Source organism: Enterobacter cloacae complex sp. P47BA (assembly GCF_014930485.1).
Taxonomy (GTDB): Bacteria; Pseudomonadota; Gammaproteobacteria; order Enterobacterales; family Enterobacteriaceae; genus Enterobacter; species Enterobacter bugandensis.
Map to the genome: position 1 here is coordinate 133,045 of NZ_JADBRF010000001.1, position 24,651 is coordinate 157,695.

Annotated in this window: 22 protein-coding genes and 1 pseudogene; 14 read left to right on the top strand and 9 right to left on the bottom strand. The window is 57.9% G+C overall.

Going from position 1 to position 24,651, the window contains the following annotated elements; translation table 11 throughout:
• Positions 1 to 27 precede the first annotated feature (27 nt).
• Positions 28 to 1,524: an L-asparagine permease gene (gene ansP / locus IM299_RS00640; protein WP_028013287.1), complete on the bottom strand. Its 1,497-nt coding sequence runs from the start codon at positions 1,522 to 1,524 to the stop codon at positions 28 to 30.
• A 417-nt stretch (positions 1,525 to 1,941) separates the two neighbouring features.
• On the opposite strand from ansP, the gene IM299_RS00645 reads away from it, so the two are divergent.
• From IM299_RS00645 to IM299_RS00700, 11 genes and pseudogenes are all read left to right on the top strand, one after another.
• Positions 1,942 to 2,481 carry an AAA family ATPase gene (locus IM299_RS00645; protein WP_048958338.1) on the top strand — a complete coding sequence of 180 codons (540 nt, stop codon included), beginning with the start codon at positions 1,942 to 1,944 and terminating at the stop codon, positions 2,479 to 2,481.
• Positions 2,482 to 2,591: 110 nt separating this feature from the next.
• Entirely contained in the window at positions 2,592 to 3,593 is a 1,002-nt protein-coding gene (locus IM299_RS00650) for an LLM class flavin-dependent oxidoreductase (protein ID WP_059357618.1), read from the top strand.
• Complete coding sequence (locus IM299_RS00655) at positions 3,590 to 4,711, top strand: amidohydrolase (RefSeq protein ID WP_028013282.1); 1,122 nt, start codon at positions 3,590 to 3,592, stop codon at positions 4,709 to 4,711. Before IM299_RS00650 ends, IM299_RS00655 begins: the two co-directional genes overlap by 4 nt.
• Positions 4,712 to 4,727: 16 nt before the next feature.
• Positions 4,728 to 6,991, top strand: a pseudogene (locus tag IM299_RS22835) (NtaA/DmoA family FMN-dependent monooxygenase).
• 9 nt (positions 6,992 to 7,000) lie between these two features.
• Positions 7,001 to 7,510, top strand: coding sequence for a GNAT family N-acetyltransferase (locus IM299_RS00670; protein ID WP_028013279.1), 510 nt, complete (start codon positions 7,001 to 7,003; stop codon positions 7,508 to 7,510).
• Positions 7,511 to 7,519: 9 nt separating this feature from the next.
• Positions 7,520 to 8,446 carry an amino acid ABC transporter permease gene (locus IM299_RS00675; protein WP_193356834.1) on the top strand — a complete coding sequence of 309 codons (927 nt, stop codon included), beginning with the start codon at positions 7,520 to 7,522 and terminating at the stop codon, positions 8,444 to 8,446.
• Complete coding sequence (locus IM299_RS00680) at positions 8,430 to 9,203, top strand: amino acid ABC transporter ATP-binding protein (protein ID WP_182033770.1); 774 nt, start codon at positions 8,430 to 8,432, stop codon at positions 9,201 to 9,203. Before IM299_RS00675 ends, IM299_RS00680 begins: the two co-directional genes overlap by 17 nt.
• Positions 9,204 to 9,212: 9 nt before the next feature.
• The gene (locus IM299_RS00685) at positions 9,213 to 10,100 is read left to right on the top strand and encodes an ABC transporter substrate-binding protein (RefSeq protein ID WP_193356835.1); all 888 of its coding nucleotides are present in this window, start codon (positions 9,213 to 9,215) and stop codon (positions 10,098 to 10,100) included.
• Positions 10,101 to 10,141: 41 nt separating this feature from the next.
• Complete coding sequence (locus tag IM299_RS00690) at positions 10,142 to 10,759, top strand: glutathione S-transferase family protein (protein WP_193356836.1); 618 nt, start codon at positions 10,142 to 10,144, stop codon at positions 10,757 to 10,759.
• A gap of 37 nt (positions 10,760 to 10,796) precedes the next feature.
• Positions 10,797 to 11,027 carry a tautomerase PptA gene (gene pptA, locus IM299_RS00695; RefSeq protein WP_028013275.1) on the top strand — a complete coding sequence of 77 codons (231 nt, stop codon included), beginning with the start codon at positions 10,797 to 10,799 and terminating at the stop codon, positions 11,025 to 11,027.
• A 192-nt stretch (positions 11,028 to 11,219) separates the two neighbouring features.
• Positions 11,220 to 12,221 carry a Kdo(2)-lipid IV(A) acyltransferase gene (locus tag IM299_RS00700; protein WP_028013274.1) on the top strand — a complete coding sequence of 334 codons (1,002 nt, stop codon included), beginning with the start codon at positions 11,220 to 11,222 and terminating at the stop codon, positions 12,219 to 12,221.
• A gap of 25 nt (positions 12,222 to 12,246) precedes the next feature.
• On the opposite strand, the gene IM299_RS00705 is transcribed toward IM299_RS00700, so the two are convergent.
• Positions 12,247 to 12,561, bottom strand: coding sequence for a helix-turn-helix transcriptional regulator (locus tag IM299_RS00705; RefSeq protein WP_048958324.1), 315 nt, complete (start codon positions 12,559 to 12,561; stop codon positions 12,247 to 12,249).
• A 160-nt stretch (positions 12,562 to 12,721) separates the two neighbouring features.
• On the opposite strand from IM299_RS00705, the gene fusA reads away from it, so the two are divergent.
• A complete protein-coding gene (gene fusA, locus IM299_RS00710; protein WP_041909807.1) occupies positions 12,722 to 14,821 on the top strand; it encodes an elongation factor G in 2,100 nt (699 codons plus the stop codon).
• 68 nt (positions 14,822 to 14,889) lie between these two features.
• On the opposite strand, the gene IM299_RS00715 is transcribed toward fusA, so the two are convergent.
• From IM299_RS00715 to IM299_RS00725, 3 genes are all read right to left on the bottom strand, one after another.
• Positions 14,890 to 15,315 (bottom strand): DUF3828 domain-containing protein, encoded by a 426-nt coding sequence (locus IM299_RS00715; RefSeq protein WP_193356837.1) that lies wholly within the window; start codon positions 15,313 to 15,315, stop codon positions 14,890 to 14,892.
• Positions 15,315 to 15,677 (bottom strand): CHAP domain-containing protein, encoded by a 363-nt coding sequence (locus IM299_RS00720; protein ID WP_193356838.1) that lies wholly within the window; start codon positions 15,675 to 15,677, stop codon positions 15,315 to 15,317. Before IM299_RS00720 ends, IM299_RS00715 begins: the two co-directional genes overlap by 1 nt.
• A 126-nt stretch (positions 15,678 to 15,803) precedes the next feature.
• Complete coding sequence (locus IM299_RS00725) at positions 15,804 to 16,376, bottom strand: flavin reductase family protein (RefSeq protein ID WP_028013271.1); 573 nt, start codon at positions 16,374 to 16,376, stop codon at positions 15,804 to 15,806.
• A 108-nt stretch (positions 16,377 to 16,484) separates the two neighbouring features.
• Here IM299_RS00725 and nhoA point away from each other — a divergent pair, with 108 nt between their 5' ends.
• Both nhoA and IM299_RS00735 read left to right on the top strand, forming a co-directional pair.
• Positions 16,485 to 17,330 carry an N-hydroxyarylamine O-acetyltransferase gene (gene nhoA / locus IM299_RS00730; RefSeq protein WP_193356839.1) on the top strand — a complete coding sequence of 282 codons (846 nt, stop codon included), beginning with the start codon at positions 16,485 to 16,487 and terminating at the stop codon, positions 17,328 to 17,330.
• A gap of 84 nt (positions 17,331 to 17,414) precedes the next feature.
• A complete protein-coding gene (locus IM299_RS00735) occupies positions 17,415 to 17,864 on the top strand; it encodes a hypothetical protein (RefSeq protein ID WP_048958317.1) in 450 nt (149 codons plus the stop codon).
• An 87-nt stretch (positions 17,865 to 17,951) separates the two neighbouring features.
• Here IM299_RS00735 and narI read toward each other — a convergent pair whose 3' ends face one another.
• Genes narI through IM299_RS00755 form a run of 4 tightly spaced genes read right to left on the bottom strand, consistent with a single transcriptional unit; the run spans position 17,952 to position 24,605 of the window.
• Positions 17,952 to 18,632 (bottom strand): respiratory nitrate reductase subunit gamma, encoded by a 681-nt coding sequence (gene narI, locus IM299_RS00740; RefSeq protein WP_022648214.1) that lies wholly within the window; start codon positions 18,630 to 18,632, stop codon positions 17,952 to 17,954.
• Positions 18,629 to 19,324, bottom strand: a complete 696-nt coding sequence (narW, locus tag IM299_RS00745) for a nitrate reductase molybdenum cofactor assembly chaperone (protein ID WP_041909815.1) — start codon at positions 19,322 to 19,324, stop codon at positions 18,629 to 18,631. Before narW ends, narI begins: the two co-directional genes overlap by 4 nt.
• The gene (gene narH / locus IM299_RS00750) at positions 19,324 to 20,868 is read right to left on the bottom strand and encodes a nitrate reductase subunit beta (protein WP_008501747.1); all 1,545 of its coding nucleotides are present in this window, start codon (positions 20,866 to 20,868) and stop codon (positions 19,324 to 19,326) included. The genes narW and narH overlap by 1 nt, the downstream gene beginning before the upstream one ends.
• A complete protein-coding gene (locus IM299_RS00755; RefSeq protein ID WP_193356840.1) occupies positions 20,865 to 24,605 on the bottom strand; it encodes a nitrate reductase subunit alpha in 3,741 nt (1,246 codons plus the stop codon). Before IM299_RS00755 ends, narH begins: the two co-directional genes overlap by 4 nt.
• Between the last annotated feature and the right edge of the window lie 46 nt (positions 24,606 to 24,651).

Consider the following 24,651-nt stretch of genomic DNA (forward strand, 5'->3'; position numbering starts at 1 on the left):
CTTCCCTTTTTAATGCCTGTGTGATGCTTAACGCGAGGTCTCTTCCACCAGCGGCGCGTCGTGTTTTTCATCGTCTGGATGAACCGGCGCGGTGCTGTGAATTTCGTGAACGCGCTTACGCACGCCGAACCAGCCAGCGATCAGCAGCACGGCCAGCAGCGGGATGGTGGCGATGGTATAGGTGCCGTTCGGGTAGTCGAACGCCATCAGCACCAGCACGCTGAACAGGAAGAGCAGGGTGAGCCAGGAGGTCACCGGCGCGCCCGGCAGCTTAAAGCTGATATCTGCGGCTTTGCCTTCTTTAATGGCTTTACGCAGACGCATCTGGCAGACCACGATAAAGGCCCAGGAAGCGATAATGCCGAGTGCGGCCACGTTCAGAACGATCTCAAAGACCTGAGACGGCACCAGATAGTTCAGGAATACGCCGAAGACGTACACCACCAGCGTGGCAAGAATGCCTGCGTAAGGCACGTGCTGCTTGCTCATCTTCGACATGAACTTCGGCGCTGAACCGCCCATCGACATGGAGCGCAGGATACGCCCGGTAGAGTAAAGACCGGAGTTCAGGCTGGAGAGCGCCGCCGTCAGCACCACGATGTTCATGATGCTGCCCACGTAAGGCACGCCGAGCTTCGAGAAGAAGGTGACGAACGGGCTCTGGCCGGCCTGATAGGCGTTCCACGGCAGCAGCAGAACCAGCAGCACCACGGAGCCGACGTAGAACAGACCGATACGCCAGATCACGCTGTTAATGGCTTTTGGCACCATCGTTTGCGGGTCTTTACATTCGCCCGCAGCGGTACCGACCAGCTCAATAGAGGCAAAGGCAAAGACCACGCCCTGCACCAGCACCAGCGCAGGTAGCAGACCGTGCGGGAAGAAACCGCCGTTATCGGTTATCAGGTGGAAGCCGGTAGCATTGCCATCCAGCGGCTTGCCGCTGCCGAGGAAGACGGTACCGACCACCAGGAAAATCACAATGGCGAGCACTTTGACCAGCGCAAACCAGAACTCCATCTCGGCGAACCACTTCACGCCGATCATGTTCATGGTGCCGACGATTGCCAGCGCGCCAAGGGCAAAGACCCACTGCGGCACATCACCGAACGCGCCCCAGTAGTGCATATACAGCGCAACGGCGGTGATATCGACGATACCGGTCATCGCCCAGTTGACGAAGTACATCCAGCCTGCCACGTAGGCGGCTTTTTCACCGAGGAATTCTCGGGCGTAAGAGACGAAGCTTCCGCTGGAAGGGCGATGCAGTACCAGTTCACCCAGCGCGCGAAGAATGAAGAAAGAGAAGATCCCGCACACCAGATAGACCAGGGCGAGAGCCGGGCCCGCCATCTGCAGACGCGCTCCAGCACCTAAAAACAGACCCGTTCCGATAGCGCCGCCGATGGCGATCATTTGAACCTGACGGTTGCCCATCGCTTTGTGGTAGCCCTCTTCGTGGGAGTTCAACCAGCGACGTTTCGCAGCGTGATGATCGGCTGCGCTTTTATTGCTTGTTTTCATTGAGTTACCTGTTTGCCTGTCTGAACCATTATCGTGATAGTCCTGCCTGGCAGAGCGCAATACAAACGATTGCTTCTGCGCAAACACATGCCGCCTTCCCAGTCATTCTGCGTATGGATAAGGCGAAACATGGCGAGGCATCCTACCTGCAATTGATAAGCGACGCAAAATATAACCGTGCCGAAAGTGATGCACGTCGAAGGAAATCGTGTGGTCAGAGCAGACAAGGTTTACAACGCGCTGAATCGTGGTGATTTTTTAGTCAAAACAATTATTGAAGTGCTGCTTTAATCATCAGAATATCTTAATAATTGCATAGGTGGAGGGCGTCAGGCTGCTGCGCTTCACTGGCGTTTCATTAACAAAACTAAAACGCTATGATGCAATCCGTTTTCTTCAGCATGTCCAGGCGGAACGGTGAAAATCAATATTATTGGTACCAGCGGGAGCGGAAAAAGTACGCTTGCCCGACGCATCGCGGCGGAACTGGCACTTCCCTACATTGAGATGGACAGGCTTTACTGGCGGCCCGACTGGCAGGGAACGCCCGATGAGGAATTACTTGCAACGCTGGCGAATACCCTGGACGCCACGCCTGGCTGGGTGCTCGACGGTAACTACAACCGCACGCGCCCGGTGAAGTGGCGTGATGTGGATATGGTCGTGTGGGTCGATTGCGGGTTCACCCGCACGCTCCGGCAGGCGGTCACGCGTGCATTCAAACGCGCATGGCACCGGCAGGAGCTGTGGCCCGGCACAGGAAACCGTGAAAGCTTCCGCCGTTCATTTTTCAGCCGGGAGTCAATCATTATCTGGACGATCAAAACCTGGCGCAGTAACCGCGAGCGCTATGAAGCAGATATGCAAAATCCGCAGTATGCCCATATTCAGTTTGTCCGCATTACCTCCCGGCCTCAGGCCGACGCGCTCATTTCAACGCTAAAATCACACCGTTAGCAGGGCTATGCTTTTCTGATTTCCGGCAAACCAAATGTAAATTAATTGTTTCTCAGTGGTGAAATACGCCTTTAATAATGTCGACATGTTAAGTCAAACGAGAACGCAACATGTCATGGCGAATCAGCATTCTGGATAAAAGCCCCATCGCTGAAAATGAAACGGCTGCCGATGCGCTGGCGCGGACGTTAGCGCTGGCGCAACAGGCGGAAAATCTGGGCTATCACCGCTTCTGGATTGCCGAACACCACAATACCCCGCAACTCGCCAGCCCCTCGCCGGAACTACTGATTGCCTGGATCCTCGGGCAAACGAAACGCATCCGCGTGGGCTCTGGCGGCGTCATGCTTCAACACTATAGCCCCTATAAAGTCGCTGAAAACTTTAACGTTCTGGCCGCGCTGGCGCCGGGTCGCGTGGATCTGGGCGTCGGGAAAGCCCCCGGTGGGTTACCGCTTTCGACCCGCGCGCTGCAGCCTGGCTTGCATCCACAGGAAAAAGGCAGCTTTGCCGAACAGCTGACGCAGCTCGATCGCTGGATCCGCCCTGAAAACCAGTCGGCGGAAGAGGCCGTCCGTGCCACGCCGTTGCCGCCGGTCCCTGCACAAGGTTTCCTGCTGGGGGCCAGCCCCGAAAGCGCGCTGCTCGCCGCATCGCTCGACTGGCACTTCGTCTTTGCCGCGCACCTTAACGGCGATCCGGAGCTGCTGCGCGAGGTGGTATCGATCTGGCGGAAGAACAGCGCGCGGGAGGTGATTGTGGCGGTGCAGGCGATTGTCGCGCCGACCCAGGCCGAAGCGGACGCGCTGGCGCAGAAGGTCGAAGTGTGGGGCGTTGAGCTGGCAAACGGCCAGCGCGTAACCGTCGCCAGCGAGGAGCAGGCCTACGCCTTTGCCCGTCAGGCGGGGAGCGAGCCGGTACGCATTGCCCGTCGGGCCCAGTCGCTGCTGGCGGGCACTGCTGAGTCGGTGCTGGAACAGCTTAACGCGCTGCACGAACAGTGGGGCATTGACGAATTTATCATCGACACGCCGGTCGCGGAGGGGGCAACGCGCGTCGCGTCTCTGCGTCTGCTGGCCGAGGCGCGTCTTAACAGGGAGGTCACCGTATGAGCTTCGGCGAACAACTGATTGCCTGGCGTCGTGAGCTGCACCGGAACCCGGAGCTGTCCGGCCAGGAAGTGGAGACCACCGCGCGCCTGCGCCAGTGGCTGACGAATGCCGGTATTCCCCCACAGCCTTACGATCTGCCGACCGGTCTGGTGGCGGAAATTGGAACCGGTAGCAAGCTGATTGCGCTGCGGGCAGACATTGATGCCCTGCCAATTGAGGAGCGCAGCGGCGTGCCGTTTAGCTCGCAGCATGCAGGCGTGATGCACGCCTGCGGACACGATATCCACACCAGCGTGATCCTCGGTGCCGCGTTAAAGCTCAAAGAGCGGGAAGCCTCACTTAACGGCCGGGTGCGTATCCTGTTTCAACCTGCCGAAGAGAACTTTGGCGGTGCGAAGAGCATGGTGCGTGCCGGTGCCCTGCGTGACGTCAGCGCCATTTTCGGCATGCATAACGAGCCCGGCCTGCCGGTCGGTGAGTTCGCCACCCGCGGCGGACCGTTTTATGCCAACGTCGATCGCTTCGTGATTCGCATTACCGGTAAGGGCGCACATGCGGCCCGCCCGCACGAAGGCAACGACGCCATTGTGCTGGCGAGCCAGCTGGTGACGGCGCTGCAAAGCGTCGCCAGCCGCAACGTCAATACGCTGGACTCGGTGGTGCTGAGCGTCACCCGCATCGCAGGGGGTAACACCTGGAACGTGCTGCCGGAAAGCGTCGAGCTGGAAGGCACGCTGCGTACCCATCGCACGGAAGTGCAGCAGAACGTGAAGGCCCGCGTGGGTGAAATTGCCGCCGGGTTTGCCAGCGCCTTCAGCGCGCAGATCGACATCACCTGGTATGCCGGGCCCACTGCGCTGGTGAACGACGAGCGCTGGGCCGACTTCGCCACCTCCGTTGCCAGAGAGGCAGGCTATGAAACCCGGCACGCGGAACTGCATATGGGCGGGGAAGATTTTGCGGTCTACCTGCAGTCTGTTCCCGGCGCGTTTGTCAGCATCGGCAGCAACAGCCCGTATGGTTTACACCACCCGGCGTTTAATCCTGACGAAGCCCTGATCGAGCCCGCAGCCCGCTATTTTGCACAGCTGGCGGAAAAAGCCCTGCAACACGTTTAATTTTGGAGAGGTAAATATGTCTGCACATCGTCAACTGCGGCTTGGGACCATTTTGCATGGTGCATCGGGCAATATGTCCGCCTGGCGTCATCCGGCGGCGGTCGCGGATGCCAGCATTAATTTTGAATTTGTAAAAGAGACGGCGTTAAAAGCGGAGGAGGGCAAACTCGATTTTTTATTCGTTGCCGACGGTCTTTATATAAATGAGAAATCCATTCCGCATTTTTTAAACCGCTTTGAGCCGTTAACGGTATTATCCGCGCTGGCAAGCATCACCACGCGTCTGGGGCTGGTGGGAACGTTATCCACCTCCTACAGCGAACCCTTTACCACGGCGCGCCAGTTCGCCAGCCTCGATCATCTGAGCAACGGACGTGCGGGCTGGAACGTGGTGACTTCGCCGCTGGAAGGGTCGGCAAAGAACTTCTCTCGCGAAAAACACCCCGAGCATGCGCTGCGCTATCGCATTGCGGATGAGTATCTCGACGTGGTGAAAGGGCTGTGGGACTCCTGGGAAGGCGACGCGTTTATCCGCAACAAAGAGAGCGGTCAGTTTTTTGACCCGGCCAGGCTGCATACGCTCGATCACCACGGTGACTTCTTCCAGGTCGCCGGTCCGCTGAATATTGGTCGCACCCCGCAAGGGCGTCCGATTGTTTTTCAGGCGGGCGCCTCGGACGACGGGAAAAAGCTGGCGGCAAAACATGCCGACGCCATTTTCACTCATCACGAAACGCTCGACGAGGCAAAAGCGTTTTACCGCGACGTGAAGCAGCAGCTGGAAACAAACGGCCGCCGCGCGTCAGATTTACATATCTTCCAGGGCGTCAGCGTGATTGTGGGTAAAGACGCCAATGACGTGGAAAACCAGTATCAAACCACGGCGGCGCTGGTGTCGGTTACCGATGCCCTCAATTACCTCGGGCGCTATTTTGAACATCACGATTTCAGCCAATACCCGCTCGACGAGCCGTTCCCGGATATCGGTGACTTAGGCAAAAACAGCTTCCGCAGCACCACCGATGAAATTAAGCGAAATGCCCGCGAGCGCAACTTAACCCTGCGCCAGGTGGCCCTTGAGGCCGCATCGCCGCGCCCGCGCTTTTCCGGCACGCCGGAAGAGGTCGCAGACGGTCTGCAGGCCTGGTTTGAAGGCTATGCCGCAGACGGCTTCATCATCCAGGGCGGTACGCCGGATACCTTTCCGCGCTTCGTTGACCAGGTGGTGCCCGTTTTACAGGCCCGCGGCCTGTTCCGCACCGACTACCCGGGAACCACGCTGCGCGAAAGCCTTGGCTTAGACCAACCGAAAAACCAGTTCACACAACAATAAAAGAGAACTCCGCTATGCAAAAAACATCGCTTATTCTGGCGCTCGCGCTGGCCTTTACCCCTGCCGTCTGGGCAGAGAATGTGAACATTAACGGCACCGGCGTGAGCATCGAGGCCAATAAAACGCCGATCAATACCGCCAAAAACAGCGATGCAGTGGCGCAGCTGCCGAAAGATTATCGCTTCGCCGTGCCGGGGAAATTTACCGTGGCGGTGGCGGGCCTCAATCAACCGCCGCTGACGGTATTTTCCGACGACAACAAAACGCTGCTCGGGAGTGAAGTTGACGTCGCTCGTCTGGTGGCCGACAGCCTCGGACTTGAGTTGAACGTGGTGCCAACGTCGTGGGAAGACTGGCCGCTGGGCGTGGCGTCCGGAAAATACGATGCCGCCATCAGCAACATTACCGTTACCAAAGCGCGCAAAGAGAAGTTCGATTTCGCCACCTATCGTAAGGACTCCCTCGGCTTCTACGTGAAATCGACCAGCCCGATCGAATCGCTTCAGAAGGCTGAGGACATCGCCGGGCTGCGGATTATCGTCGGCTCCGGCACCAACCAGGAGGCCATCCTGCTGGCATGGAATGCTGAAAACCTGAAGAAGGGGCTGAAACCGTTTACCCCGATCTATACCAAAGACGATGCGGCGCAAACGCTGGCGCTCCAGTCCGGGCGCGCGGATGCCTACTTTGGCCCGAACGTTATTGGCGCATGGAAAGCGGCGCTGAACGGGAAAACTAAACTGGTCGGCAGCGTCGACGGCGGCTGGCCGAAGGCGGCGCACATTGCGGTGACGCTGAAGAAAGGCAGCGGGCTGGTTGAGCCGGTGCAGACCGCGCTGAACGGCGTCATCAAAAACGGCGATTACGACAAAGTGCTGAACCGCTGGGGGGAAGGCGTTGAGCGTATTCCGCAGTCAGAAGTGAATCCTGATGGCCTGGGTGATTAAGGAGGCGCTATGCGTGAACAATTTCGTGACGTTTCACCGGAAGATGCCGAACTTCAGCCCATTATCGAGGGGCTGTTCGGTGAATATGCCGCCCGCTACGGTGACTACTTCTCTAAAGACGCGGAAGTGGAACTCACCGAGTGGTATTTAGCGCCGCAGGGGCTGTTTATCGTTCTGGAGCGTGACGGAAAAATCATCGCCACCGGTGCGTACAAACCCTTCGACGAACGCACCGCGGAAATCAAGCGCATCTGGACGGACAAAACCCTGCGTCAGCAGGGGCTTGCCGGACGCGTAGTGCAGGAGCTGGAGCGCAGGGCGGTGCTGGCAGGTTACAGCCAGATCTACCTGACAACCGGTTTTCGCCAGCCGGAAGCGGTCAGGCTCTATCTCAGCCAGGGCTACCAGCCACAGTTTGATCTTAACCGGGATCCGGAAGAGTACAGCCAGCCGCCGTTTGACGGTCGGCTGCGCTTCACTAAAACGCTGGTACGCGAAGCGTTCAGTAAAACCGCATGAGGAACGACGATGAGCAACGTTGAAACCATTAAGGTGGTCCCGGCGCGTTATCCGCTGCGGACCGTCGGCGCCGCGGTGGCGCTGTTTGTCCTGGCGGTCGTGATCCAGTCCGTCGCTTTCAACCCGCGCTGGGAGTGGGCGGTGTTTGCCCGCTGGTTCTTTGACCCGGTTATTCTCGAAGGCGTAGGGCAGACTCTGCTGCTTACCCTGATCGGTACCGCACTGAGCGTGGTGTTGGGCGGCATGCTGGCCCTGGCGAGACTCTCCTCGTCGTGGCTGCTGAGCAGCCTGGCGTGGGGCTATATCTGGCTGTTTCGCTCGCTGCCGCTGATCGTGGTGCTGATCATTCTCTACAACTTTTCCTATCTCTACGACACGCTCTCCCTCGGCGTGCCGTTCACCAGCATTAGCTGGGGCAGCTTTGAGACCATTAACGTGCTCGGGCAGTTCTCCACCGCCGTGGTGGGGCTGATGCTGGTGCAGAGCGCCTATACCGCCGAGATCATTCGCGGTGGATTCCTCGGCGTCGATCACGGGCAGTATGAGGCCGCCGCCGCGCTCGGCCTGCCGGCCTGGCGACGTACGGTGCGCATCATTTTGCCTCAGGCGCTGCGTACCATTCTGCCGTCGGGATTCAATGAAATCATCAGCCTCGCCAAGGGGACGGCGATGGTCTATGTCCTGGCAATGCCGGAGCTGTTCTATACCATCCAGATGATCTACAACCGTACCCAGGAGGTGATCCCGTTGCTGATGGTCGGTGCCGCCTGGTATCTGGTGATTACCACCGTCTTGTCCGCTATTCAGTACGGTGTTGAACGCGCACTCGCCCGCAGCGAACGCCGCTCTGCGGTTAATCAGAACCGTGCCGCCCGTCGCACCCGTTCCGTCACCACCACGCCAGCACAGGAGCCTATCCATGCAAGCCTCTCCTGAAGGACATATCTCGATTACCGGTGTCAGCAAGTTTTTTGGTCGCCATAAGGCGCTCGACAACGTTTCGCTTGAGATCCCGCCCGGTTCCGTGACGGTCATTCTCGGGCCCTCAGGCTCGGGCAAATCGACGCTGCTGCGCACCATTAACCATCTGGAGCGCGTCGACGAAGGCTTTATTCAGATCGACGGGGACTACATTGGCTACCGTCGTCAGGGCGACAAGCTCTATGAGCTGAAGGAGAAAGAGATCCTCAAGCAGCGCGTCAACGTTGGCTATGTGTTTCAGAACTTCAATCTCTTTCCTCACCTCACGGTGCTGGAAAACCTGATTGAGGCGCCCATCGCGCATAAGAAGCTCAGCAAAAAAGAGGCGGTGGAAAGGGCATACAGCCTGCTGGATGTGGTCGGGCTGCGGGATAAAGCCGACGCCTGGTCTCGCCATCTCTCCGGCGGGCAGCAGCAGCGCATTGCGATTGCCCGCGCGCTGGCGCTACGCCCCCGCGTGATGCTGTTTGATGAACCTACCTCGGCGCTGGATCCGGAGCTGGTGGGAGAGGTGCTGGACGTGATCAAAAAACTGGCCCGGTCCGGCACTACGCTGGTGGTGGTCACCCACGAGATCGGCTTTGCCCGCGAGGTGGCGGATCAGGTGGTGTTTATGGTCGACGGGAAAATCGTGGAGCAGGGCAGCAGCGACGCGGTATTGAACCGTCCGTCGCATGCGCGAACGCGCCAGTTCCTGTCAAAAGTGCTGTAAGGAGCGCAGATGAAATACGGACTTCTGGCGGGGCTGGTCTTCACAACGGCAAGCCACGCCAGCATCGATCTGAAAGCCAACGAGCAGCCGCTGCCGGTGACGGTGGATCGGCAGGCCGTGGCGAAGATCCCCGCCGGTTATAAATTCGTTGAGCCGGGTACGCTGACGGTCGCCGTCTCGATGCTGAACTCCCCGCCGCTGGCGCTGCTGGCCAGCGATAACCGCACGCGGATTGGCAGCGACCCGGATATCGCCCGCCTGCTGGCGGGCAGCCTGGGGCTGAAGCTAAAGCTGGTGCCAACGGCGTGGGAAGACTGGCCGCTGGGGATCGCTTCCGGGCGCTACGACGTGGCGCTGGTGAACATTGCGGTGACCGAACAGCGTAAAGAGAAGTTTGATTTTGCGACCTACCGCGTCGATTCGTTGGCGTTTTCGGTGAAGTCCACCAGCGAGATTCAATCAATCAAAAGCGCGGAAGATCTGGCCGGAAAAAAGGTGATTGTCGGCTCGGGCACCAATCAGGAGCGCATCCTGCTGGGCTGGAACGAAGAGAATAAAAAGGCGGGGCGAGCGCCTGCGCTGCCGGTCTATCTCCACGACGATGCCTCGGGCAATCTCTATATCCAGTCCGGCAGGGCGGACGTGTTCTTTGGCCCTCAGTCGGTTTCAGCTTACAAAGCGGCGCTCACCGGCAAAACCCGCGTGGTCGGTTTAGGTCCGAAAAAAGCTTATGTCGCCACCACGACCAAAAAAGGCAATGGGCTGGTGTACGCGTTGCAGGCGGCACTGGACGGGGCGATTAAGCGCGGTGATTACCAGAAGGTGCTGGCGCGCTGGGGCGAACAGGGCGAAGCGGTGGCGCAATCGGAGGTCAACCCGCCTGGGATAACCTACTAATGGTGCTCTACACTTAGGATTTTCACTCCTGAGGGGGCAACATGATGAAACTCTATGGCGTACCCGGCTGGGGCTCGGCAATCAGTGAAGTGATGCTGACCCTGGCTGATATCCCTTATCAATTTGTGAACGTTGACGGGTTTGACCAGCCCGGCCCGCAGCGTGAACTGCTGCAAAAACTCAACCCGCTGTGCCAGGTGCCGACGCTGGAGCTGGAAAATGGCACCATCATGACCGAAACGGCGGCGATTGCCCTGATGGTGCTCGACCGTTGTCCCGATCTCGCTCCACCCGTGGGGCAGGCCGAGCGTCAGCAGTTTCAGCGTCTGCTTATCTGGTTCGTGGCGAACGTCTATCCCACCTTTACCTATGCCGATTATCCCGAACGCTGGGTGCCTGATGCGCCGGAACAGCTGCAGAAAAACTGCATTGAGTACCGGAAATCCCTCTATCTGTGGTTTGAAAATCAGCTTAAGGCCGCGCCGTTTGCGCTGGGTGAACGGCTGACGCTGCTGGATGTGTATATTGCGGTGGCGCGCACCTGGGGGCCTCGCCATGAGTGGTTTGCGACAAATACGCCGAAGCTTACGGCGATTGCGGATACCGTGTGTCAGCTGCCGGAACTGCACAAGGTGTTAAAGGCAAACAACATTATCTGATAACGTGGAATGCTCACACATAACAGGAAGCTTGCATATGCCACACGTAGACATCAAATGTTTTCCCCGCGATCTTAACGACGAGCAAAAAACCGCGCTGGCGGCAGATATCGCCGAGGTGATTATTCGCCATTTCAATAGCAAAGACGGTTCAGTATCGGTGGCGTTGAACCAGGTAAACCCGGAAGACTGGAAAGCACAGGTCTGGGATACCGAAATCGGACCGAAGCTGGACGAGTTGATTAAAAAGCCCGGGTATTCAATGTAATCATTCGCCGGGTGAGGTCATCGTCTTACCCGGTTTCTCCTGCCGCTTACGCCTTCTTTTCGCAAAAAACGATAAAAATAAGTTTTATCTGATCCGTTACACTTAACGTTCACGACCGACATTTAATCAATCCTTAGGAAAGATCGACAACAGAATCAATTAAGGACAGTCACATTAAAGGATAATTTTCTCATGACAAAATTACCCCGGTTTTCACCTGCTTTTTTCCACCCGCGATACTGGCTAAGCTGGACAGGCATCGCCGCCCTGTGGCTTATCATGCTGCTGCCTTACCCGCTGTTGTTCAGACTCGGACACGTTCTGGGCCGGTTAGCCATGCGCCTTCTACCGCGCCGTGTCGAGATTGCCCGCCGTAATCTGGAACTGTGCTTCCCGCAGATGGAAGCAGAAGCGCGTGAATCTTTGCTGCAGCGAAATTTTGAATCCGTGGGAATGGGGGTAATCGAAACCGGCATGGCGTGGTTCTGGCCTGAATGGCGGGTGCGTAAATGCTTTACCGTGCGCGGTTACGAACATATGGAGCAGGCCAGGGCGCAGGGAAAGGGCGTGGTGCTGGTTGGCATGCATTTTCTGACGCTTGAGCTGGGCGCGCGGATATTTGGCATGCTTAACCCCGGTATTGGGGTTTATCGTCCCAACAATAATGCGCTCCTGGACTGGCTACAAACGCGCGGTCGTCTGCGTTCGAATAAAACCATGCTGGATCGTCATGATTTAAAAGGTATGATCCGCGCCCTGAAGCAGAATGAAATTCTCTGGTACGCGCCGGATCATGACTATGGCAAAGCCAACAGCGTGTTTGCGCCATTCTTCGCCGTCCCGGATGCCGCCACGACGGCGGGCAGCTATATGCTGGTCAAAAGCGCTAAGCCTGCCGTTATTCCGTTTGTGCCGCGCCGCAGAGAGGACGGTACAGGGTACGAGCTGATTATTCTTGAAGATATCAGCGCGTCATTGCAGGGTGCGGATAAAGAGTCTGTCGCAACCCAGATGAACCGGGCGATCGAGCGCGCGGTGCTGATGGCGCCGGAGCAGTATATGTGGCTGCACCGTCGCTTCAAGACGCGTCCTGAGGGCGTGCCGGACAGATATGCCCGTAAAAAAATCTCCGCGCCCCCTCGGGCTGGCTTAACCGACGATGAATTCTCGCAGCAGTCGGGCATGCAGCACTAAAACGCCACGCAAAAGGCTGCTGGAGCTAGTTTCCGGCAGCGCTTTTGACCTTTAGCAGTATTTCCATCAGCCCGGGAAAACGGGCATCCAGATCCTCCCGACGCAGTGAAATCATATTTTCTCGTCCCTGCGGACGCTGCCAGATGACCCCACTGTCGCGCAACACGCGCCAGTGGTGGGTCATCGTGGACTTCACCACGTCCTCCGGGCGCAGCGCGTTACAGCTGAGTTCGCTGCCGTCGGCGAGCCGGCGAATAATCGATAGCCGGAGCGGGTTGCCGAGGGCAAACAGCACATTTTCCAGCAGTATTTGTTCAGTTTCAGGGTGGTTAGGGATCATCGTTTTCCTGCGCGTGATGTCAGATTGAGCTATATCAACAATAGGTCAACACTTAAAAAATAGTTCGATAATACTCGTACAATAGGACTATTATAGCAAACGAACCAATGCACGACCATCCCGGTCGTCACAAACACGTCATAGTGACTAAGGAAATATCATGCCCCGACCCATTCCTCTCGAACGTTATCGCAACATCGGTATCTCCGCGCATATCGATGCCGGTAAAACCACCACCACTGAGCGCATCCTGTTTTATACCGGGATGAGCCACAAGCTGGGTGAAGTACACGATGGCGCGGCAACCACCGACTGGATGGCGCAGGAGCAAGAGCGCGGGATCACCATTACGTCCGCGGCGGTCAGCTGCTTCTGGCCAGGCATGGACAGAGGCTTTGAGCCGCACCGGATTAACATCATCGACACCCCGGGGCACGTGGACTTCACCATTGAGGTGGAGCGTTCCATGCGCGTGCTCGACGGCGCGGTGATGGTGTATGACTCCGTGGGTGGCGTGCAGCCGCAGTCGGAAACCGTCTGGCGTCAGGCCAATAAATATCACGTACCGCGTCTGGCCTTCGTCAACAAAATGGACCGTCCGGGTGCCGATTTCTTCCGCGTCGTGCGGATGATGCAGGAGCGCCTGAAGGCCAATCCGGTGCCGATTGTCATCCCGGTGGGTGCCGAAGATCATTTCACCGGCGTGGTCGATCTCATCAAGATGCGAACCATTCTGTGGGACGATGCGACGCAGGGTATGGTGTTTACCTATGCCCCCGTGCCGGACGATTTAGTCAGTACCGCCCAGGAGTGGCGGGAAAAAATGGTCTCCGCGGCGGCGGAAGCCAGCGATGAACTGATGGACAAATACCTGGAAACGGGCGATCTGACGGAAGCGGAAATCATCAAAGGGCTGCGCATTCGCACCATCTCGGGCGAAATCCAGCCGATGCTCTGCGGCAGCGCCTTTAAAAATAAAGGCGTGCAGCGCATGCTGGATGCGGTGATTGAGCTGATGCCGTCCCCGCTGGACGTGCCGGCCATTGACGGCGTGGATGAAAAAGGGCAGCACGCGGAGCGTCATCCGAGTGATGATGAGCCGTTCTCGGCGCTGGCGTTCAAGCTGATGAGCGACCCGTACGTCGGGCAGTTGACCTTTATCCGGGTCTACTCTGGCGTGCTGCGCAAAGGCGACGCGGTCTATAACCCGGTGAAAGAGAAGAAAGAGCGCATCGGGCGCATCGTGCTGATGCATGCCAACGATCGCCATGAGGTGGATGAACTGCGCGCGGGCGATATCGCGGCCTGCGTGGGGCTGAAGGACGTGACCACCGGTGACACGCTCACCGATCCGAACGCCGTCATTACGCTTGAGCGCATGGAGTTCCCGGATCCGGTGATCTCGCTGGCGATTGAGCCGAAAACCAAAGGCGATCAGGAGAAAATGGGCATTGCGCTGCAGCGTCTGGCGGCGGAAGACCCGTCTTTCCGCCTGCACACTGACGAGGAGTCCGGTCAGACCATTATCTCCGGGATGGGTGAGTTACACCTCGAGATTATCGTCGACCGCATGAAGCGTGAGTTTGGCGTCGAGGCGAATATCGGTCGTCCGCAGGTGACGTACCGCGAAACCCTGCGCAAAGCGGTGAAGGATATCGAAGGCAAATTTGTCCGGCAGTCCGGCGGTAAAGGGCAGTACGGTCATGTGGTGCTGAGCCTGGAGCCGCTGGAGCCCGGAAGTGGTTTTGTATTTGAAGATGCCACCAAGGGCGGCGTGGTACCGCGCGAGTATATCCCGTCCGTGGAGAAAGGGCTGCGGGAAGCGATGAACAGCGGCGTGCTGGCGGGCTATCCGGTGGTGGATGTCAAAGCGACCCTGACCTTTGGTTCGTACCACGACGTCGACTCCTCGGAGATGGCGTTCCGCATGGCGGCGATCCTCGGCTTCAAGGAGGGCGCTCGCAGGGCGGATCCGGTGATCCTTGAGCCGATCATGCACGTGGAAGTGGAAACGCCGGAAGAGTACGCCGGGAACATCATGGGCGATCTCTCTTCCCGCCGCGGCATGGTGCAGGGAATGGCGGAGCAGTACGGAAGCCAGATTATCCGCGCCGATGTGCCGCTGGCCGAGATGTTTGGTTACGCCACCACGCTGCGTTCGATGTCCCAGGGACGCGCGACGTACACGATGGAGTTCCATCATTTTGCGGAAGCCCCGCGAAATGTGGCGGATGAGATTATTGCGCGGCGTGCGAAGTAGTTAATTAATTGCACATGGTAGTCGGTAGGCTACCATGTGCTTTTTTTACGACACGGAGATTATCCATGTTACTTAATTAACGTTGCCGAGCGGACTTTCCATTTCTCTTGTTCTTCAATAAGACAATCTGCAACAACGTGATCTTGCTTCTTACCAAACGCGATATAAACGTTTGTGCAAACGGCGTCAAAATCAGAGTGCAGGATGGTTATCTGATTCCAGTCCTCATCCCAATCCTGTGATTTGATGAACATATCCGTATCGGGCATATCTTTTTCGTTACTGTCACCTGAATACAACTCTTTTATTGCTGCAATTGTCCCCGAGGCAACGTAATCATTCATAATATCTGGGTTAAGTACGGGCGGTTTGTGTTGGTCTAACTGGGCGATATACCATTGATTGAATTTAAGCGCCGCCTGGCCCGGTGCATAAACATTTTCTGCGGCCGCGAGAGGAGAAAGGGCAAAAAGAAAAAACCAAAGTGTTTTCATTAGTCATGCCTGAACAGTTCGTAATGTGGTTGTATGTTGCGGTAAGCCTGCCCTGGGTACATGGTGCGTTGAACAAAATCGCTGATCCACTGCTGACCATCGTATATGCAAACGTGCCCGCTATCATGACCAACAATATTTTGAATAATTGCGACGTCGCCTGCATGGGGTTGATCGTATACAAGGCGGAATCCAGCGTTAACCAATGTCCGCCCCATGTCTTTTGCCAGACGCGTATTGGGGATTTTTAATCTTCCACCCGTTCTGATCGCTTCGGTGACGTAGTGAGCACAATACCCCGTGCTCTTCGGTTGGGCGTGTGATTTGGCATACGCGATTGCGCCATCTTTATTCCATGTCATTGATATTTCCTTAACGCGAGAGTGCTAATGCAGCAACTCTGGAAATATCCTCCGTTTTACAACGCAATAGTAAACATAAAATGCCATAGAAATTTACTATAATTCAGTAGGATATAATTTAGGAAATCAATCCAGCGCCTTCACCATTTTCCCGCTCGCCACAAATGTCCCAGCCCCTAGATGATGCAGCGTATTCAACTTATCCCCGTCAAACTGCCAGCGCCCGGCGACAAACGCGCGCTCATCGGCTGCCGCTGAAACCACTTCTCCAAACAGCGTGTCGTATTTCTCTGCCGCAGAGGTGACGGGAAGTAATCGGCACTCCATCCACGCCAGACATTTTTCTTCAATCACCGGCAGCCCGAGCTCAGGGCCGTTCACGACCGGGATCCCGTAGCAGTTGAATTTGTCCTCGTCGCGCCCGCTGACGCTGCCGACAGCGTATGTCCAGTTAGCTGCCGCCACGCCGGGGATGACGATGCCAAACTTCCCGCTATGCTCAATCAGCTCACGTGACCAGGTACTTTTGTCCACCACAATCGCGATGCGCGGCGGTTCAAACTCAACGGGCATTGACCATGCGGCGGCCATAACGTTACGTCTGTCCAGGGTTTCATCGCGGCTGGTGATCAGAACGGTAGGGCCGTGGTTCAGCAGACGGCTGGCATGACGTAATTCAACAGGGCGAAAGTGGCTCATAGGATCTCCTCATCTGTAACGATGAGTATGACGAAAAAGCACGTAAATCAAAGTGAGTGCGTAAAATTAGTTTATAAACAGAACATCACAATCAAAGGAAAATGATGTATGTTCCCCTTTCTGACTGACTATTTTGCCCGCATTGGGTGGGCGCAACCGACACGGGTTGATATCGAAACCCTGCACGCGCTGCATTTACACCACAACTGTGCGATCCCGTTCGAAAATATTGATGTCGTCCTGCCGCGCGAAATCCATCTTGACGATCAATGTCTGGTCGACAAGCTGGTGACGGCGCGACGCGGAGGATATTGCTTTGAGCAAAACGGCCTTTTCGAGCGCGTGTTGCGTGAAGTCGGGTTTAACGTGCGCAGCGTGCTGGGGCGGGTCGTACTGGCAAATCCGTCGCAGATGCCGCCGCGCACGCACCGCCTGCTGCTGGTTGAGCTGAACGGCGAGCGCTGGATTGCCGACGTGGGGTTTGGTGGACAGACGCTGACGGCGCCGATTCGCCTGCTCGCCAACGAGGAGCAGGAAACCCCGCACGGCATGTACCGTCTTCTGAGCGAGGGTAACGACTGGGTATTACAGTTCCGTCACCACGAGCACTGGCAGTCGATGTACCACTTTGACCTGACGACGCAGTATTTCAGCGATTACGTGATGGGGAACTTCTGGTCGGCGCACTGGCCGCAGTCCCATTTTCGTCATCATCTGCTGATGTGCCGCCACCTGCCGGACGGCGGCAAGCTGACGCTGACTAACTTCAACTTTACCCACTGGCAGAACGGTCACGTGGAGGAGCAGATCCATTTGCCGGATGCAGAGGCGCTGTATAAGCTGATGCAGGAGCGGTTTGGCCTTGGCGTTGCTGATCCGAAGCACGGCTTTACACTGGCCGAGCTGACGGCAGTGATGGCGGGGTTTGATACGCATCCGCAGGCAGGGAAATAGCCCGGTGGCGGCTACGCATTACCGGGCCTGAACATAGGCCGCCACTCGACAGGTTAGTTTAAACATCATCAAAGGCATGCTGATATGGAAATCTTGTTACGGAATAAATTCAGTTCAGTGGGAATGTTACTCGGGGTTATTGCACTGCTTCTCTCATTAGTGCAGTTCACTTTTGGTCCTTTTTCGACAAAGTCGACGGCGCTTGAAATTGTTGTGGCTGAAAAGGTTTCGGCGGTAAAAAAAGGGATCATTGCTGGCATAAAAGGAGAGCAGCCGACCATTGAGGCGAAAAAGAAAGCGGTCGATATCGACAGCATTCTTATCAATAGCGGAATAATTTTATCCGTGGTGGCATTAGGGCTTGCGTTCACGGCAGGGATGCGCAAAGAGAACAGATGGGGGGTGAGTGGCGCGCTGTTTTTTTCCGGAGCTACGCTCGCTTTTCATGCGGTGTTACTGGCTTTTGGTTTGATCGTTGCCGTTTTGCTGCTGCTGGTGGTGATTTCTGTCGTAACCGGAAGTACTTTGTTCTGAGATTGCGGCCCGGTGGCGGCTACGCCTTACCGGGCCTACGGGAGTGTGAACGTAGGTCGGGTAAGGCGAAGCCGCCACCCGACAAAATCAACGGCGCGATCTCACCACCTGATACCGACGGGTAAAATACTCAAACGGTGCGCTCCACACGTGCACCAGACGGGTGAACGGGAAGATGAGGAAGATCGTCATCCCCAGCACCAGATGCACGCGGAAGATCGGCGCGACGCCGCTCAACATCTCCGACGAGCCCCCTTTAAACGTTACGATCCCCTGCGCCCAGCCGACCAGCTTCATCATCTCGCTTCCGTCAGGATATTGCGCGGAGAAAGGAATGGTCGACAGCCCCAGGATGCACTGAAGCAGCAGGATACTCATGATGATAATATCCGGCGTGGTGGACGTGGCGCGTACCCGCTGGTTGAAGAGGCGGCGGATCAGCAGCATTGACCCACCAATCAGCGTCAGTACGCCGCAAATGCCTCCCGCAATCATGGCCAGCTGCTGTTTAACCGCGACGGGTAAAAACCAGGCGTACATCCAGTGCGGGGTTAACATGCCGAACAGGTGCCCGAAGAAGATCCCCAGAATCCCGATATGAAACAGGTTAGAGGCCCAGTTCATCCCGCGCTTGCTGAGCATCTGGCTCGATGAGGCCCGCCAGGTGTATTGCCCGTAGTCGTAGCGCAGCCAGCTGCCGAGGAAAAAAACGGTAGCACAGATATACGGGTAAATATCATAGAAAAACACGTTCAGGTAGTGCGTCATTTTGGGCCTCCGGCGCTGACGTCCACGTACTGCGGCGCGACGTCCTGGCTAAAGCGTCGTTGATATTGCTGCATCGGCGAACTGTCGCACGATGAGGCGTTGTCTTCGATAAACTTCACCTGTTCCTCTTCCCACACGGCGTCCAGCGCCTGACGGGTATCATCCCGTTTTTCACCGGACACCTGCTTCGCCACGCTGTCGCTGGAAAGCCGCGTACCGGCCATCGTCAGCAGGGCGTCAAACAGCTGGTAATGCGCCACGCCGCGCTGCTTGAGGCGACCACCAATCAGCGCCAGGATCGGCGCGACATTTTGCAATCCTTCACGCGCCTCGTCGTCGGTGACGAGGCTGAGGTATTCCAGGTAGAGCGGCAGATAGTCGGGCAGCTCGCGGCAGTCCAGCTCCAGCCCGGCTTTCTCATACTGGCTCATCAGATCGACCATCGCCTGACCACGATCGCGGGACTCGGCGTGAACGTGTTCGAACAGCAGCAGGGACGTTGCGCGCCCGCGTTCAAACACCTCGCACCATTCGGCCTGCTTATCCAGCAGCGGGGCGCTCAGGTGCTGCCGGGCAAACGGCAGCAGCATGGGCGCGTCCTGCTCAACCAGGGAAAGCGCCTCATCGCGGTTTTCCCACAGCAACTCATCGGGATACTCAATCAGCAGCGCGATGATTTTAAGGATCTGCATTATTCTCCCTCCCCGTGTTCGCGCACCTCGGTGATGTTAATCGCGTCGATGCGGCTGCTGTTGAAGAGGTTGAATTTGGTGTCGGAGCCGTGGCAGCCGTCGCCGAAGGTGAAGCCGCAGCCGTTTTTCTCCGGGAAGGCGTCGCGCGCCATTTCGCGGTGGCTGGTCGGGATCACGAAGCGATCTTCGTAGTTAGCGATGGCGAGATAGCGGTACATCTCCTCAACCTGCGCTTCGGTCAGGCCCACTTCCTCAATGGCGCGGGTATCGGTCACGCCTTCCACGGTCTGGGAGCGTTTATAGTGACGCATCGCCATCATGCGCTTCAGGGCGCGCAGCACCGGGCCGGTATCGCCCGCGCTGAGCATGTTTGCCAGGTACTGCACTGGAATGCGCAGGCTTTCCACGGCTGGCAGGACGCCGTCACTCTGCGGCAGGCCGCCCGCATCCGCGTAGGACTGAATCGGCGACAGTGGCGGCACGTACCAGACCATCGGCAGGGTGCGGTATTCAGGATGCAGCGGCAGGGCCAGCTTCCAGTCCATCGCCATCTTGTAGACCGGCGAACGCTGGGCGGCATCAATCACGTTCTGTGGAATGCCCTGTTTCAGCGCTTCCTCAATCACCGCCGGATCGTTAGGGTTGAGGAACACGTCGCACTGGCGCTCGTACAGATCGGTTTCATGCTCGGTGCTGGCGGCCTCTTCAATACGGTCCGCGTCGTACAGCAGCACGCCGAGATAACGGATTCGCCCGACGCAGGTCTCCGAACAAACGGTCGGCTGGCCGGACTCAATGCGCGGGTAGCAGAAGATGCATTTTTCTGACTTGCCGCTTTTCCAGTTGAAGTAAATTTTTTTGTACGGGCAGCCGCTGATGCACAGGCGCCAGCCGCGACATTTATCCTGGTCGATCAGCACAATGCCGTCCTCTTCGCGCTTGTAAATCGCGCCGCTCGGGCAGGTGGCGACGCAGCTCGGGTTCAGGCAGTGCTCGCACAGGCGCGGCAGATACATCATGAAGGTGTTTTCAAACTGGCCGTACATCTCTTTCTGGATCTTCTGGAAGTTGCGGTCGCGGGCGCGTTTTTCGAACTCGCCCCCCAGCAGCTCCTCCCAGTTTGGCCCCCAGACGATTTTATCCATCCGCTTGCCGTCGATCAGCGAGCGGGGGCGGGCGGTAGGGAGATGATCCCCCTCCGGTGCGCGGTGCAGATCCTGATAGTCAAAGGTGAAGGGTTCGTAATAATCGTCAATCTGCGGCAGGACGGGGTTGGCGAAAATCTTCGACAGCACGCCCATTTTGCCGCCGAGGCGCGGCGTCAGCTTGCCGTGTATGCCGCGGATCCAGCCGCCTTGCCACTCCTCCTGATCTTCCCAGTTTTTCGGGTAGCCAATCCCCGGTTTGGTCTCCACGTTGTTAAACCACGCATACTCCATCCCTTCGCGCCCGGTCCAGACGTTCTTGCAGGTGACCGAGCAGGTGTGGCAGCCGATGCATTTATCGAGATTCAGAACCATGCCAACCTGTGAGCGTATTTTCATTTTTTCGCCTCCTGTACCTGATCCCGACCTTCGCCATCCAGCCAGTTAATGTTTTTCATTTTGCGGATCATGATGAATTCGTCGCGGTTCGAGCCGACGGTGCCGTAATAGTTGAAGCTGTAGGACAGTTGCGCATAGCCGCCGATCATGTGCGTCGGTTTTGGGCAGACGCGGGTGACCGAGTTGTGGATCCCCCCGCGCCGTCCGGTCACTTCTGACCCGGGAATGTTCAGGATGCGCTCCTGGGCGTGGTACATCATGGTCATGCCCGGCGGCACGCGCTGGCTGACCACCGCGCGGGCGGTGAGGGCGCCGTTGGCGTTGAAGGCTTCGATCCAGTCGTTGTCCTCTATGCCCAGCTCGCGGGCGTCGGTTTCGCTGATCCAGACGATGGGTCCCCCGCGCGACAGGGTCTGCATCAGCAGGTTTTCGCTGTAGGTGGAGTGGATGCCCCATTTCTGGTGCGGCGTCAGGAAGTTCAGCGCTTTTTCCGGGAAGCCGTTCGGCGGGATCTCGCGCATGTGGGTCACGCTGCGGGTATCAATCGGTGGGCGATAGGCCACCAGGCTCTCCCCGAAGGCGCGCATCCACGGATGATCCTGATACAGCTGCTGGCGGCCCGAAAGAGTGCGCCACGGGATCAGCTCGTGGACGTTGGTATAGCCCGCGTTATAGGAGACGTGCTCGCTCTCAAGGCCGGACCACGTCGGGCTGGAGATGATTTTGCGCGGCTGCGCCTGAATGTCGCGGAAGCGGATTTTCTCGTCTTCCTTGTTCAGCGCCAGATGGGTGTGGTCGCGCCCGGTCAGTTCCCCGAGCGCTTCCCAGGCCTTCACCGCCACCTGTCCGTTGGTTTCCGGGGCGAGGGCGAGGATCACCTCCGAGGCGTCAATGGCGGTTTCAATGCGCGGGCGGCCTTTCGCCGGGCCGTCGAGCTTGACGTAGTTCAGCTTGCCGAGGAAATCGACCTCGTTCTGCGTGTTCCACGAAATGCCTTTCCCGCCGTTGCCGAGCTTGTCCATCAGCGGGCCGAGGGCGGTGAAGCGTTCGTAAGTTTCCGGGTAGTTACGCTCCACCACCGCGATGTTCGGCGCCGTTTTGCCGGGGATCAGGTCACATTCCCCTTTGCGCCAGTCCTGAATATCAAACGGCTGCGACAGCTCCGCCGGGGAGTCATGCTGCAGCGGCTGGAGCACCACGTCGGTTTCTGTGCCCAGATGGCCAACGCACACCTCGGAGAAGACTTTGGCGATGCCTTTGTAGATCTCCCAGTCGCTGCGCGATTCCCACGCCGGGTCAACGGCGGCGGAAAGCGGATGAATAAACGGGTGCATGTCCGAGGTATTCATGTCGTCCTTTTCATACCAGGTGGCGGTCGGCAGGACGATATCGGAGAACAGGCAGGTGCTGGACATGCGGAAATCGAGCGTCACCAGCAGGTCGAGTTTGCCCTCGATGGCGGCGGTTTGCCACTCCACCTCTTCAGGCTTCACGTCATCCGTTGAGCCTAAATCTTCACCCTGAATGCCGCTCTCGGTGCCGAGCAGGTATTTCAGCATGTACTCGTGGCCTTTCCCGGACGAGCCGAGCAGGTTAGAGCGCCAGACGAACAGGTTGCGCGGGTGGTTCTTGCCGTTGTCCGGCTGTTCGCAGGCGAAGCGGATATCGCCCGATTTCAACGCCTGAACGGTGTACTCCTGCGGCGTCATGCCCGCCGCGTCCGCACGCTCCTTGACGTGCAGCGGGTTGAGGTTGAGCTGCGGGGCCGACGGCAGCCAGCCCATGCGCTCGGCGCGAACGTTAAAGTCGATCAGATGTCCGGTGAACTTCGACGCGTCCGCCAGCGGGGAGAGCAGCTCCTGCGCAGTGAGCTTCTCGTAGCGCCACTGGCTGGCGTGGTTGTAGAAGAACGAGGTGCTGTTCATCTGGCGAGGCGGACGGTTCCAGTCCAGCGCGAAGGCCAGCGGCAGCCAGCCGGTTTGCGGGCGCAGCTTCTCCTGGCCGACATAGTGGGACCAGCCGCCGCCGCTCTGCCCGACGCAGCCGCAGAAGACCAGCATATTGATCATCCCGCGGTAGTTCATGTCCATGTGGTACCAGTGGTTCACCCCGGCACCCAGAATGATCATCGAGCGACCGTGCGTTTTGTGCGCCGTGTCGGCGAACTCGCGGGCAATTTTTTCGATCAGGTATGCGGGCACGCCGGTGATCTGCTCGCCCCAGGCGGGCGTGTAGGCTTTGATCTGGTCATAGCTGTCTGCGGCGTTACTGTCTTCCAGGCCGCGATCGAGACCGTAGTTAGCCAGCACCAGATCGTAAACGCTGACCACGCGTTTCTGGCTGCCGTCGGCGAGCGTCAGGGTTTTGCTCGGCACGCGGCGCGTCAGCACCGGCTCCTGCTTCACGCTACGAAAATGCGGGTTTTCGTTGCCGCCAAAGTAGGGGAACGCGACGTCCGCCACGCTGTCGTGGGTAATCAGTAGGGAGAGGGTGAGTTCTGTTTCATGGCCCGCAGCCTGAGGCTCCAGGTTCCATTTGCCTTTTTCCCCCCAGCGGAAGCCGATCGAGCCGTTTGGCACCACCAGGTTACCGGCAATATCGAAGGCGACGGTCTTCCACTCTGGGTTATTGGCCTCCCCCAGTCCGTCGAAGAGATCGGAGGCGCGCAGCATCCGGCCCGGCACCACGCGACCGTCAGCCTGCTCGTCCAGCAGCACGAGCATCGGCATGTCGGTGTAGCGGCGGCAGTAGTTAAGGAAGTAATCGCTCGGGTTATCGAGGTGGAACTCTTTGAGGATGACGTGGCCCATCGCCATGGCGAGGGCGCTGTCGGTGCCCTGTTTGGGGGCCAGCCACTGGTCGCTGAGCTTGGCGACCTCCGAGAAGTCCGGCGTAATCGCAACGGTCTTGGTGCCTTTGTAGCGCACCTCGGTAAAGAAGTGGGCGTCCGGAGTACGCGTCTGCGGCACGTTCGAGCCCCAGGCAATGATATAGCTGGAGTTGTACCAGTCGGCGGACTCCGGCACGTCGGTCTGCTCGCCCCAGGTCATGGGCGACGCAGGCGGCAGGTCGCAGTACCAGTCGTAGAAGCTCAGGCAGGTGCCGCCCAGCAGGGAGAGATAGCGCGTTCCGGCGGCGTAGGAGACCATCGACATCGCCGGAATAGGCGAAAAACCGGCCACGCGGTCCGGGCCGTAGTTTTTGATAGTCCAGACGTTAGCGGCGGCGATCAGCTGGTTCAGCTCTTTCCAGTTTGAGCGGATAAACCCGCCTTTACCCCGCGCCTTCCTGTAGCTTTGCGCCTTTTGCGGATCGTTCTGGATGGCATCCCAGGCCAGCACCGGATCGGTATGCTGCGCCAGCGCCTCGCGCCAGAGTTCAATCAGCCTGCGGCGCACCAGCGGGTACTTAAGGCGGTTGGCGCTGTAGAGATACCAGGAGTAGCTTGCGCCTCGCGGGCAGCCGCGCGGCTCGTGATTGGGCAGGTCAGGGCGGGTGCGGGGGTAGTCGGTCTGCTGGGTTTCCCAGGTCACCAGGCCGTTTTTGACATAAATCTTCCAGCTACAGGAGCCTGTACAGTTTACCCCGTGGGTGGAACGCACAATCTTGTCGAACTGCCAGCGCTGGCGGTAGCTGTCCTCCCAGTCGCGGTTGGTGTGATACACCTGCCCGTGCCCATCGGCGAAACTGTCGCCTTTTGTTTTGAAGTAACGGAAGCGGTCCAACAGTTTGCTCATGACATTTCTCCTGCTTCGATAGCATGTCCGGAGTGCGATGCATCAC